This is a genomic window from Bradyrhizobium sp. USDA 3262, assembly GCF_054060035.1.
In genome coordinates, this window is record NZ_JBSSCT010000001.1 from 4,784,367 (window position 1) to 4,797,259 (window position 12,893).

At 64.0% G+C, this 12,893-nt stretch carries 11 protein-coding genes; 7 read left to right on the forward strand and 4 right to left on the reverse strand.

Annotated elements, in window-relative coordinates; translation table 11 throughout:
• Positions 1 to 67: 67 nt before the first annotated feature.
• On the forward strand, positions 68 to 940 hold the full coding sequence (locus ACVWYP_RS21845) for a LysR substrate-binding domain-containing protein (protein WP_304499759.1): 873 nt from the start codon (positions 68 to 70) through the stop codon (positions 938 to 940).
• Here the strand turns inward: ACVWYP_RS21845 and ACVWYP_RS21850 are convergent.
• Positions 937 to 1,683 carry an SDR family NAD(P)-dependent oxidoreductase gene (locus tag ACVWYP_RS21850; protein ID WP_304499760.1) on the reverse strand — a complete coding sequence of 249 codons (747 nt, stop codon included), beginning with the start codon at positions 1,681 to 1,683 and terminating at the stop codon, positions 937 to 939. The genes ACVWYP_RS21845 and ACVWYP_RS21850 overlap by 4 nt on opposite strands.
• Before the next feature lie 209 nt (positions 1,684 to 1,892).
• Between ACVWYP_RS21850 and ACVWYP_RS21855 the strand changes: the two genes are divergently transcribed.
• Complete coding sequence (locus ACVWYP_RS21855) at positions 1,893 to 3,059, forward strand: integrase core domain-containing protein (protein WP_304499761.1); 1,167 nt, start codon at positions 1,893 to 1,895, stop codon at positions 3,057 to 3,059.
• A gap of 151 nt (positions 3,060 to 3,210) precedes the next feature.
• Here the strand turns inward: ACVWYP_RS21855 and ACVWYP_RS21860 are convergent, their stop codons facing one another.
• The 3 genes from ACVWYP_RS21860 to gntR form a co-directional block, all read right to left on the reverse strand.
• Positions 3,211 to 3,945: an SDR family oxidoreductase gene (locus ACVWYP_RS21860; protein WP_304499762.1), complete on the reverse strand. Its 735-nt coding sequence runs from the start codon at positions 3,943 to 3,945 to the stop codon at positions 3,211 to 3,213.
• Between the two features lie 113 nt (positions 3,946 to 4,058).
• Positions 4,059 to 5,897, reverse strand: a complete 1,839-nt coding sequence (locus tag ACVWYP_RS21865) for an IlvD/Edd family dehydratase (RefSeq protein WP_304499763.1) — start codon at positions 5,895 to 5,897, stop codon at positions 4,059 to 4,061.
• 212 nt (positions 5,898 to 6,109) lie between these two features.
• On the reverse strand, positions 6,110 to 7,138 hold the full coding sequence (gene gntR, locus ACVWYP_RS21870) for an HTH-type transcriptional regulator GntR (RefSeq protein WP_304499764.1): 1,029 nt from the start codon (positions 7,136 to 7,138) through the stop codon (positions 6,110 to 6,112).
• A gap of 206 nt (positions 7,139 to 7,344) precedes the next feature.
• Between gntR and ACVWYP_RS21875 the strand changes: the two genes are divergently transcribed.
• From ACVWYP_RS21875 to denD, 5 genes are all read left to right on the forward strand, one after another.
• Positions 7,345 to 8,412, forward strand: coding sequence for an ABC transporter ATP-binding protein (locus ACVWYP_RS21875; RefSeq protein ID WP_028334988.1), 1,068 nt, complete (start codon positions 7,345 to 7,347; stop codon positions 8,410 to 8,412).
• Between the two features lie 76 nt (positions 8,413 to 8,488).
• Positions 8,489 to 9,808, forward strand: a complete 1,320-nt coding sequence (locus ACVWYP_RS21880) for an ABC transporter substrate-binding protein (protein ID WP_057019733.1) — start codon at positions 8,489 to 8,491, stop codon at positions 9,806 to 9,808.
• 109 nt (positions 9,809 to 9,917) lie between these two features.
• Positions 9,918 to 10,877, forward strand: coding sequence for a carbohydrate ABC transporter permease (locus ACVWYP_RS21885; RefSeq protein WP_304499765.1), 960 nt, complete (start codon positions 9,918 to 9,920; stop codon positions 10,875 to 10,877).
• A complete protein-coding gene (locus tag ACVWYP_RS21890) occupies positions 10,870 to 11,793 on the forward strand; it encodes a carbohydrate ABC transporter permease (protein WP_016847193.1) in 924 nt (307 codons plus the stop codon). Before ACVWYP_RS21885 ends, ACVWYP_RS21890 begins: the two co-directional genes overlap by 8 nt.
• Positions 11,794 to 11,845: 52 nt before the next feature.
• Entirely contained in the window at positions 11,846 to 12,832 is a 987-nt protein-coding gene (gene denD, locus ACVWYP_RS21895; RefSeq protein ID WP_028344631.1) for a D-erythronate dehydrogenase, read from the forward strand.
• Positions 12,833 to 12,893: the final 61 nt, after the last annotated feature.

Below are 12,893 nucleotides of genomic sequence, written 5' to 3' on the forward strand. Positions count from 1 at the left end.
CGCAATCTAGGGACCGGGACATAATCAGGATATGGAATAGATTTGATCGACCAAATCACAGATCGTTATGAGTGCGCCCATCCTGGACCCGGATCTTCTGCAGGCCTTTGTCGCGGTGGCGGAGCATCGCTCCTTTACCCGCGCGGCCTCGGCGCTGAACCGGACCCAATCCGCCGTCAGCATGCAGGTGAAGCGGCTGGAAGAGCGGCTGCAGGCCGAACTGTTTCACCGCAGCACGTCCAGCGTCGATCTGAGTGCGGCAGGCGAGGGGTTGCTCGGCTATGCCCGCCGCATTCTGAGCCTCAATGCGGAGGCGATCGGCCGGGTGCGCGCGCACGGCACGGATGGGCGGGTCCGTCTCGGCGTGATGGACGACTACGGGACGATGATCGTCCCGCCGCTGCTCAAGGACTTCATCGCCAGCTATCCGCTGATCCATGTCGAGATGGAGACCGGGCTGACGTCGACGATGACCGATCGGCTCGGCGAAGCCTATGACCTTGTAATCGCGATGCACCCGGAGGGACGCGGCGAGGGCGAGTTGCTGCGTACCGAGCAGGCGGTGTGGGCTGCGAGCGCCGCGCATCGCGTCGAAGAGCTCGATCCGCTGCCGGTCGCGCTCTATCCGCAGGGCTGCCTGTTCCGGAGCTGGGCGATGCAGGCGCTGGACGAGGCGAACCGGCCGTGGCGGCTCGCCTTTGTCAGCCACAGCCTGTCCGCGGTCGAGGCGATCGCGGCGCAGGGCCTCGCCGTGACCGTGGTCAAGTCGGGGACCTTTCCGCCGACGCTGCGCCGGCTGACCGCGCGCGACGGCATGCCGCGGCTGCCGCGAGCCGAGATACGGCTGCATCGCGCGCAAAACCTGTCGCACGCGGCGTCACTCCTGGCCGATCATCTCGTCGCGGCGCTGCGGCAGCCGGCGAGGCGCGCGGCGATCTAATAAGTCGCGCGTCCGCCGGAGATGTCGAACACCGCGCCGGTGGAGAAGGCGCAGTCTTCCGATGCCAGCCACGCCACCATCGAGGCGAGTTCCTCGACCTGCACGAAGCGGGCTTTCGGGATCTTCGACAGCATGAAGTCGATGTGCTGCTGGGTCATCTGGTCGAAGATCGCGGTCTTCGCTGCGGCCGGCGTCACCGCATTGACCAGGATGTCGTGCTGCGCGAGCTCCTTGCCGAGCGATTTGGTGAGCGCGATCAGGCCCGCCTTCGACGACGAATAATGTGCGGCGTTCGGATTGCCTTCCTTGCCGGCGATCGAGGCGATGTTGACGATGCGACCGTATTTCTGGCCGATCATGGTCGGCACGATCGCCTTGCAGCAGATGAAGGGACCCTCGAGATTGATGCGCATCACCCTGCGCCAGTCGTCCAGATCGGTTTCCCATACCGGCTTGTTGGCTCCGGTGATGCCGGCGTTGTTGACGAGAATGTCGATTTTGCCGAACGCCCGCAGCGTTTGATCGCGTGCGGCGTCGACCGCGTCGGGATCGGTGACGTCGGTCTTGATCGCGATCACGTTCTCGCCGATCGCTCGCGCGGTCTTCTCGGCCAGCGGCTGGTCGAAATCCCAGATCGCGACCTTGGCGCCCGACGCGACAAAGCGCTCGGTGATGGCGCGGCCAAATCCCTGCGCGCCGCCGGTGACGACGGCACAGCGGCCGTTGAGATCGATCTTGTTCATTGTCTTGTCCTTTGACGTTTTCCTCAGATGCTGCCGCGGCGGAAGTCGGCTCCCTCGCCCCGCTCTTGCGGGGAGAGGGGTGGGGTGAGGGGTTGTCTCCAGGTACAGACCGGATAGATACCCGACAGTTTGGACCGGCATGATTGCCGACAGGTTTCTAGAAGCATCGGCGGGAGGGCCCGACGATGCCGTTCAGAGAGACCAGTCGGATGGAAGAGCGTATCCGGATGTTTATGGAGTACGAGAGCGGGAACTGGAGCGTGTCGGAGTTGTGCCGCCGTCACGGTATCTGCCGCGACACGTTTTACGCATGGCGCCAGCGGAAGCAGGGCGGCGATCCGGAGTGGTTCAGGGACCGTTCGCATGCGCCGCAGCAATGCCGACAAACGACCGATGCAGCGATTGCAGAGAAGGTAATCGCGGCTCGGCAGCGCTTTCCCTATCTGGGACCGCGCAAGCTGCTCGCCTTGCTCGACCGCCAGGCGCCGGAGATCGATTGGCCGGCGGCGTCGACGATTGGGAGCATTCTCAAGCGCGCGGGGCTGATCTCGCCGGTGAAGCGCCGTCGCCGTCCGCTCGACCAGCGGCGTCCCTGCACGCCGGTGCAGGAGCCGAACGACGAGTGGAGCGTGGACTTCAAGGGCTGGTTTCGTACCCGCGACCAGTGCCGGGTCGATCCCCTGACGGTGGCCGACAGCCACAGCCGCTTCCTGATCGAACTGCAGATCGTCGCACCGACGACCGAGGGCGTCCGCCCCCGCTTCGAAAGAGCTTTCCGCGAGCATGGCCTGCCGCGGGCAATCCGCTGCGACAATGGTTCGCCGTTCGGCTCGCGCGGCGCCGGCGGTCTCACCACATTGTCGGTCTGGTGGCTGAAGCTCGGCATTACGCCGCACTTCATCCGTCCGGCCTCGCCGCAGGAGAACGGTCGCCATGAGCGCATGCATCGCACCTTGAAGGCGCAAACATCGAGCCCACCGGCAGATAATGCGTCGGAGCAACAGGCTCGCTTTGACGCTTTCCGAGAGCATTACAATAGGGAACGTCCTCACGAAGCGCTGGGCCAACGGCCGCCGGAGGACGCCTATCGAGCATCTCAACGCACCATGGCGGATCGCGAGCAAGACCCCTGGTATGACGCCGATCACCAGGCCCGCCGTGTTCGCGGCAACGGGGAGATTAAATGGAAAGGCAAGTTCGTCTTTATCGGTCAGGCGCTGGTGAACGAACTTGTCGGCATCGCCGAACTCGATACCGGTGACCACGTCGTCCGTTTCTGCGACCTCGACGTCGGTCTCATCGACCGCCGCGGCCTGTTCACCCGGTTCGCTCCGCCTCGTGAGGGGCTGCGCGAACCGGGTGAACAGACCGCTTAACCCAAACTGTCGGGGATCATGCCGGTCCAAAATGTCGGGAATCATGCCGGTTGAACACCACATGCGTTGGCGGAGATATCGTGCCTTGCCCCTCACCCGGATTGCTTCGCAATCCGACCTCTCCCCGCAGAAGGGCGGGGAGAGGTCAGAGCTAAAGCGTCCAGCCGCCGTCGATGACATGCGCGACGCCTGTCGTGAACGAGCTTTCGTCGCTGGCAAGATAGACGGCGAGCGCGGCGATTTCCTCGGCGGTGCCGAGCCGGCCCATCGGCTGGCGCGCAACGAACATCTCGCGTCCCTGCGGGCCGGCAGCCGCTGCACGCTCAAGCATCGAAGGCGTCTCGATGGTGCCGGGGCAGATGCAGTTGCAGCGGATGCCCTTGGTGATGAAGTCGGCCGCGACCGAGCGCGTCAGTGCCGCAACTGCGGCCTTGGTGGCGCTATAGACGTAGCGGTTCGGCGCCGCCTTCACCGCGCCGGCGGCGGAGGCGATGTTGACGATGGAGCCGCCGCCCTGCGCCAGCATGCCGGGCAGGAAGGCGCGCGTGGTGCGGTGCATCGACTTGACGTTGAGGTCGAAGGAGAAGTCCCAGTCGTCGTCCGAGCACTCCAGCGCCGTGCCGTGATGCACGAAGCCCGCGGCATTGAGCAGGATGTCGGTCTTCCCGGCGCGTTTTGCCATTGCCTCGACCGCTGCGGTGTCGCGCACGTCGAGCTTCGCAACCTCGGCGACGCCTTCCTGCTTGAGCAGTGCAAGCTTGCCTTCGTCGATATCGGACGCGAACACGGCCGCGCCCTCGCGGGCAAAGGCCAGCGCGCAGGCGCGGCCGATGCCGACGGCCGCTGCGGTTACGAATGCGCGTTTGCCCTTCAGGCGGTCTGACATGCGTTTCTTCCTTCTTTGGCGATTTGCAGTGTCATGCGCGGGCTTGACCCGCGCATCCATCTTCCGAAGAACGATGGATTGCCGGGTCGAGCCCGGCAATGACGGTTTGCGTCCTAGTGATTGTCGCGCGCCACGCCGACCTTGCCGGCGATGTCGTGGTAGCGCGTCGCGAGCTCGAGGCAGGCGCCGGTCGCGTGCTGGCCGACGGTCTGCCGGTAGAGCTCCTGCCACGGCGTCTGGTTGGCCGGATGCGGGAAGCCGCCCTTGGCCTTCAGCTCGGCGCGGCGGGTGCGCAGCTCATCCTCCGAGATCATGATGTTGGCGCTGCCCTTGTTGAGGTCGATGCGCACCTTGTCGCCGGTCCTCAGGATCGCGAGCCCGCCATCGGCGGCGGCCTCGGGCGAGGCGTTGAGGATCGAGGGCGAGCCCGAGGTGCCGGACTGCCTTCCGTCGCCGATGCAGGGCAGGGACAGGATGCCGCGTTTGATCAGCGCCGCGGGCGGCTGCATGTTCACCACCTCGGCGCCGCCGGGATAGCCGATCGGGCCGGTGCCGCGGACGAACAGGACGCAGTGCTCGTCGATGTCGAGCGCGGGATCCTCGATCCGCGCGTGATAGTCCTCCGGACCCTCGAACACGATGGCGCGGCCCTCGAAGGCATTGAGGTCCTTCGGGTTGGACAGATAGCGGTCGCGGAATTCCTTCGAGATCACGCTGGTCTTCATGATCGCGGAATCGAACAGATTGCCGCGCAGCACGATGAACCCGGCGTCCTTCACCAGCGGCTTGTCGTAGCCCCAGATCACGTCGCCGTCGGGCGCAGGTGCTACCTTGCAATTCTCGCCCATGGTGCGGCCGTTGACGGTAAGGGCGCCTTCGTGGATGCGCTTGTGCTTGATCAGCTCGCGCACCACCGAGGGCACGCCGCCGGCGCGGTGATATTCCTCGCCGAGATAGAAGCCGGCCGGCTGCATGTTCACCAGCAGCGGGACGTCATGGCCGTATTTCTGCCAGTCGTCGATCGACAGCTCGACGCCGACATGGCGCGCCAGGGCATTGATGTGGATCGGCGCATTGGTCGAGCCGCCGATCGCGGAGTTGACCACGATGCAGTTCTCGAACGCCTCGCGCGTCAGGAAGTCCGATGGCTTCAAATCCTCCCAGACCATGTCGACGATGCGTTTTCCCGTCTCGTAGGCGATCTGGCCGCGCTCGCGATACGGCGCCGGGATCGCCGCGCAGCCCGGCAGCGAGAAGCCGAGCGCTTCCGCGAGCGAGTTCATGGTGGAGGCGGTGCCCATCGTGTTGCAGTGACCGACCGAGGGGGCCGAGGAGGCCACGATCTCGATGAATTGCTCATAGTCGATCTCGCCGGCGGCGAGCCGCTCGCGCGCCTTCCACACCACGGTGCCGGAGCCGGTGCGCTGGCCTTCGTGCCAGCCGTTCAGCATCGGGCCGCCCGATAGCACGATCGCCGGCAGGTTGACGGTCGCCGCCGCCATCATGCAGGCCGGCGTGGTCTTGTCGCAACCGGTGGTCAGCACCACGCCGTCGAGTGGATAGCCGAACAGCACCTCGACCAGGCCGAGATAGGCGAGGTTGCGGTCGAGCGCCGCGGTCGGGCGCTTGCCGGTCTCCTGGATCGGATGGGTGGGAAACTCCATGGCGATGCCGCCGGCAGCGCGGATGCCCTCGCGGACGCGGTGCGCGAGTTCGAGGTGATGCCGATTGCAGGGCGATAGGTCGTTGCCGGTCTGCGCGATGCCGATGATCGGCTTGCCCGACTGCAATTCCTCGCGCGTCAGGCCGTAGTTGAGATAGCGCTCGAGATAGAGCGCGGTCATGCCCGGATTGTGCGGGTTGTCGAACCATTCCTGGGAGCGGAGCCTGCGGCCCTTGCCCTTGCTGGTCGCGCCTGCGGCGTCGTGCCCGTTGGTGGGGGGTTTTGTCATTGATTTCTCCCGCAATGCAAACTCTGGTGGGCCCATTCAAGGGCTCTGGTTCAACGTCGTTGCTACCTTGCGCAAATCGTCGTGCATTACAAACCCGACCGATCACGCACAGGTGTTTCGTGTGATGGATTGGACCTTAGTTGAAGGGTCTTGGTTGCGCTATCATTTTATCATTTTTCGCGTCCCTTGTGACGGGCAGGTAGCGGACGAAGTCAATTGCGTCGCGCCGAGCTTTGCCGTTCCATGACACTGAAGCCGAGATCGACGACGGGTTCGGCGGGCCGGCGCCCTTCCAGCGTTTCGATCACCATCACGGCAGCGTTTCTGCCCATTTCGTAGCGATTGGTGCGCACGCTGCTCAGCGTCGGCTCGCTCGACGCCATGAATTCGAGGTCGTTGAAGCCGACGATCGCCATCTGCTCCGGCACCGCCATGTGCCGGCGCTTGCATTCGAACAGCGCGCCGAGCGCGAGGTCGTCATTGACGCAAAACACGGCGTCGATGTCGGGGGCCTTGGCGAGCAGGTCGGCAAACAGCGTCCCGCCGAGCGTGACCGAGGTCGGGATCGCCGTTGTCACAATCAGCTGTGGATCGAACAGCGCGGCTTCCGTCATCGCGAAGCGATAGCCGTCGAGCCGCCGCTGCACCCGCGGGTCCATCCGCGCACCGAGGAATCCGATCCGCCGGTAGCCCTGCGCGAGCAGGTGGGCGATGGCCGCTTTTGCGGCGTCAAAATGCGAGAATCCGATCATCATGTCGATCGGGGAGGGACCGACCTCCATGATCTGGACGATCGGACAATCGACCGTCTCCATGATGCGGCGGGAATCGGCGGTCTGGTTGATGCCGGTAATGATCAGCCCGGCGGGCTTCTGTGCCAGAAACAGACGCAGCAGACGCTCTTCCTGCAGGATGCTGTAGCGGGTGTTGGCGAGCTGAATGCTGTAGCGGCCGCCGTCGAGCGCGTCATAGATGCCGCGCAGCACGTCGGAGAACACGTTGTTGGTCAGCGACGGGATCAGGACACCGATCACCTCGGTGCGCTGCGACGCAAGCGCGCGTGCCGCGAGATTGGGCACGTAACCGAGTTCTTTTGCCGCACTTTCGACCCGGGCGCGCTTGCCGGCCGAAAGTGCTTCCGGATTCCTGAAAAACCGTGAGGCCGTGATCGGACTGACACCGGCGAGCTTCGCAACTTCGGCGAGCCGGATCTTGCCTGGCGTGATGCGCTTTCGGGCCATTTGCCGCTCATATCACGACGTTCGTCGCAGACAAACTGATATTGACAGCGCTACCAAGCGATTGCTAATCGAACGATTGCCAAAACCGGATAAACTGCGGACAATAACGCCGGTCCAACAGCGCCGCGCACCCAGCGCGGCCGGAACAAAACAGAGCGGTGGCGGCACTCGTCGTACGTCGTCGGGAACTTGAGGGAGGGAAGTGGATGTCGTCGGTCCAGATTCGCGACGTGCGGAAATCGTTCGGCAATTTCGAGGTCCTGCACGGCGTGTCGATCCCGATCGAGGACGGCGAGTTCGTCGTTCTGGTCGGCCCTTCCGGCTGCGGCAAGTCGACCCTGCTGCGCATGCTCGCGGGGCTTGAGAACATCACCTCCGGCACGATCTCGATCGGCGACCGCGTCGTCAACAATGTCCAGCCCAAAGAGCGCGACATTGCGATGGTGTTCCAGAACTACGCGCTCTACCCGCACATGACGGTCGCCGACAATATGGGCTTCTCGCTCAAGCTGCGCGGCGCCAAGCCCGAGGAGATCTCGACCGGCGTCAAGCGCGCTGCGGAAATCCTTGCGCTGACGCCGCTGCTCGAGCGCTATCCCCGCCAGCTCTCCGGCGGCCAGCGCCAGCGCGTCGCCATGGGCCGCGCCATCGTGCGCGATCCCCAGGTGTTTTTGTTCGACGAGCCGCTGTCGAACCTCGACGCCAAGCTGCGTGTTGCGATGCGTACCGAGATCAAGGAGCTGCACCAGCGGCTGAAGACTACGACCGTCTACGTCACCCACGACCAGATCGAGGCCATGACCATGGCCGACAAGATCGTCGTGATGCATGACGGCATCGTCGAGCAGATGGGCTCGCCGCTCGAGCTCTACGACACGCCGGCAAACCAGTTCGTGGCCGGTTTCATCGGCTCGCCGGCGATGAATTTCCTCAAGGGCAATGTGAAGGTGAACGGCGCCGCCTATTTCGAGGGACCGAACGGCGTCAAGCTGCCGCTGAAATCGGCGCCGGCCAATTCCGACGGCCAACCCGCGGTCTACGGCGTGCGGCCCGAGCATTTCACCATCGCCGATGACGGCGCCGAGGCCGAGATCGTGGTGGTCGAGCCGACCGGCTCGGAGACCCAGGTGTTCGCCAAGCTCGGCGGCGAGCAGGTCGTCGCCGTGTTCCGCGAGCGCCATCTGTTCAACCCGGGCGACAAGGTTCGGCTCAAGCCGGATCCGTCGCTGGTCCATCTGTTCGACGATTCGACGGGGAAACGACTGAACAGCTGACGGACCGATCGATCTTAATGGCCGACCAACAGGCCAGATCAAAAACAACAAAAACACAATCATAGGGAGAAGGACGATGCACGATTTTACTCGCCGCTCGCTACTTCAGGGCGGCACGGCGCTGGCTGCAACCGGCATGCTCACCGGGCCGGCGCTGTTCGACTTCGCCAAGGCCTGGGCGCAGAGCGCGCCCTGGAAGGCGGAGCCCGGCGCCAAGCTCACCGTGATGCGCTGGAAGCGCTTCGTGCCCGCGGAAGACGATGCATTCAACGCCATGGTCGCGGCCTTCAAGTCGGCGACCGGCACCGAGATGAACGTGTTCAGCGAGTCCTTCGAGGACGTGCAGCCGAAGGCCTCGGTCGCCGCCAACACCGGCTCCGGTCTCGACCTCGCCTGGGGCCTGCACACGCTGCCGCAGCTGTTCCCGACCAAGGTTCTCAAGATGAACGACGTTGCCGACTATCTCGGCAACAAATATGGCGGCTGGACCGAAGCCGCGGCCAAGACCTGCAAGCAGGGCAATGACTGGCTCGGCATTCCCGTCGCGACCATCGGCGGCTATTTGACCTATCGCAAGTCGGCGGTCGAGAAGGCCGGCTTCAAGCAGGTGCCGTCCGATTTCCCTGCTTATCTCGAACTGTGCAAGGCGCTGAAGAAGAACAACACGCCGGCCGGTTTCGCGCTCGGCCACGCCACCGGCGACGCCAATGCATGGGTGCACAACATCCTCTGGGGCCACAACGCCTGGACCGTCGACAAGGACGACAAGGTCATCATCAACTCGCCGGAGACGATGAAGGCGCTGGAGTATGCCAAGGCGCTGTCGGAGACCTTCATTCCGGGTGTCGCGTCCTGGAACGACTCCTCCAACAACAAGGCCTTCCTGTCCGGCGAGCTGTTCCTGACCTCGAACGGCATCTCGATCTACGTCGCGGCCAAGGACGATCCGAGCAAGAAGGAGCTCGCCGAGGACATCGACCACGCATTGTGGCCGGTCGGCTCGATCGGCAAGCCGACCGAATTGCAGCTCGCGGTTCCGATCCTCGCCTTCAACTTCTGCAAATATCCGAACGCGGCAAAGGCCTTCATCGCCTTCATGCTGGAGAAGGAGAATTTCGAGAAGTGGCTGTCGGGCGCGCGGGGTTATCTCACCCACACGCTCAATGCCTACGACTCGGCTCCGGTATGGACCGCCGATCCGAAGAACGCGGTGTTCGGCCAGGCCTCGAAGCGCGCGCTGCCGGCCTCCGGCATCGGCACGCCCGGCGAAAAGGCCGCGACGGCCATCGCCGACTTCATCGTGGTCGACATGTTCGCGAACTACTGCACCGGTGCCAAGGACGGCAAGGCCGCGATGGCGGAAGCCGAACGGCAGCTGAAGCGTATCTATCGCTGATGTGATGGCCGCGGGCGGCGGAGCGCCGCCGCCCGCGTCATCATTGGAATGCCATCATTGGAATATTGCGTAGTCATGCTCAATCCGTTGAGCAATCGGGACATCGCCTATGGCTGACATCGCCCTTGCGCCGCGACGTGCGAAGACCGAAATCCGGGAAGCGACCGCGTGGGATCAGCTCCGCCACAACAAGAACTGGCTCGGCTTCTGGTTCATGTTGCCGGCGATGGCGTTCCTGATCTTCTTCCTGGCCTATCCGCTGGGGCTCGGCATCTGGCTGTCCTTCACCGACACCCGCATCGGCCGCGTCGGTCATTTCATCGGCACCGAGAACTATGAATGGCTATGGGACGACGCCATCTTCTGGCTGTCGGTGTTCAATACGCTGCTCTACACCTTCGTCGCGAGCGCCGTGAAGTTCGCGGTCGGGCTCTATCTGGCGCTGCTGCTCAACGAGCGCATGCCGTTCAAGGCGCTGTTGCGTGCCGCGGTGCTGATCCCCTTCATCGTGCCGACTGTGCTGTCGGCGCTGGCGTTCTGGTGGATCTTCGATTCCCAGTTCTCGATCATCTCCTGGTCGCTGAAGCATCTCGGCCTGATCACCCAGAACATCAATTTCCTCGGCGACACCACCTGGGCCCGGATCTGCGTGATCTTCGCCAATATCTGGCGCGGCGTGCCGTTCGTGGCGATCACGCTGCTGGCGGGCCTGCAGACCGTGCAGCCGTCGCTGTATGAGGCGGCGACGTTGGATGGCGCCTCGCGCTGGCAGATGTTCCGCTACATCACCTATCCCTTGCTGACGCCGATCATCGCCGTCGTGATGACGTTCTCGGTGCTGTTCACCTTCACCGACTTCCAGCTGATCTGGGCGATGACCCGCGGCGGCCCGGTCAACGCCACTCATTTGATGGCGACGCTGTCGTATCAGCGCGCGATCATCGCGGGGCAGCTGGGCGAGGGCGCCGCGATCTCGAGCGCGATGATCCCGTTCCTGCTCGCCGCGATCATGGTGTCATGGTTCGGCCTGCAACGCAGGAAGTGGCAGCAGGGAGAGAGCAATGACTGATCTTCCCGCCTCCAAGGTCGACCTCAAGAGCATCCTGTCGACGCCGTCGCGCGTCGACAACAGCGAGGGCATGAGCTACCTGCAGTCGGTGCCGCGGCGGATCGTGACGCTCTACATCCCGCTGTCGATCATCGTGATCATCCTGCTGTTCCCGTTCTATTGGATGGGGCTGACGGCGATCAAGCCGGATGAGCAGCTGCTCGATCTCGACAAGTACAATCCGTTCTGGACCTGGAATCCGACCTTCAAGCACATCCACAAGCTGCTGTTCGAGAGCTACTATCCGCACTGGCTCTGGAACACGATGTATGTGGCGGTGGGCGCCACCGTGCTGTCGATCATCGCGAGCGTGCTCGCGGCCTATGCGATCGTGCGGCTGCGCTACAAGGGCGCCAACGTCGTCGGCGGCCTGATCTTCCTGGCCTATCTGGTGCCGCCGTCGATCCTGTTCATTCCGCTCGCGACCGTCGTGTTTCAGTACGGGCTGTTCGACTCGCCCCTGGCGCTGATCCTGACCTATCCGACGATCCTGATCCCGTTCTCGACCTGGCTTCTGATGGGCTATTTCAAGACCATCCCGTTCGAGCTCGAGGAGTGCGCGTTGATCGACGGCGCCAGCCGCTGGCAGATCCTGATCAAGATCGTGCTGCCGCTCGCCGTCCCCGGACTGATCTCGGCCTTCATCTTCTGCTTCACGCTGTGCTGGAACGAGTTCATCTACGCGCTGACATTCCTGCAATCGACCCCGAACAAGACCGTGCCGGTCGCCATCGTCAACGAATTCGTTGACGGTGACATCTATCGCTGGGGGTCCCTGATGGCAGGGGCGCTATGCGGCTCGCTGCCGCTGGTTATTCTTTACGCGTTCTTCGTAGAGCATTATGTCTCGGCGATGACGGGTGCCGTGAAGGAATGAGCGCGCAAGGCCCGCAGCTGAATTCGAACAAGACAAGAAAAGGAGCAGGGTCGTGCACATTCTGATTCTGGGCGCCGCCGGCATGGTCGGCCGCAAGCTGACCGAGCGTCTCTTGCGCGAGGGCCGCCTCGGCAAGCAGGAGATCACCCGGATGACGCTGCAGGACGTGGTCGCGCCGGCCAAGCCCGCGAATGCCTCGATCCCGGTCAATGTGGTCGCATCCGATTTCGCCGATGCCGGCGCCGCGGCGCCGCTGATCGCCGAGCGTCCCGAGGTGATCTTCCATCTCGCCGCGATCGTCTCGGGCGAGGCCGAGGCCGAGTTCGACAAGGGCTACCGGATCAACCTCGACGGCACCCGCTATCTGATCGACGCCATCCGTGCCGTCGGCGGCGGCTACAAGCCGCGGCTGGTGTTCACGTCCTCGATCGCGGTGTTCGGCGCGCCGTTCCCCGAGAAGATCGGCGACGAATTCTTCCATACGCCGCTGACGAGCTATGGCACCCAGAAGTCGATTTGCGAGCTCCTGATCAACGATTACACCCGCAAGGGCCTGCTCGACGGGATCTCGATCCGCCTGCCGACAATCTGCGTGCGTCCGGGCAAGCCGAACAAGGCGGCGTCCGGCTTCTTCTCGAATATCATCCGCGAGCCGCTGGCGGGCGAGGAGGCGGTGCTGCCGGTCTCCGAGGACGTCCGGCACTGGCACGCCTCGCCGAAATCGGCGGTCGGCTTTCTGGTTCACGCCGGCACGATGGATCTCAATGCGATGGGGCCGCGGCGCAATCTCAGCATGCCCGGGATGTCCGTCACCGTCGGCGAGCAGATCGCGTCGCTCGAGCGCGTCGCCGGCAAGAACGTCACCGCGCGGATCAAGCGGGTGCCTGATCCGACCATCATCAGCATCGTCTCGGGCTGGCCGCGCGATTTCGCCACCGACCGCGCGCTGAAGCTCGGCTTCACCACGGCCGAGAAGACGTTCGACGACATCATCCGGATCCATATCGAGGACGAACTCGGCGGCAAGTTCGCCGCCTGAGCGGCGTCCGGGCTAAAGCATGATCCGGAGAAGTGCGAAGCGGTTTTCCGAGAAGATCATG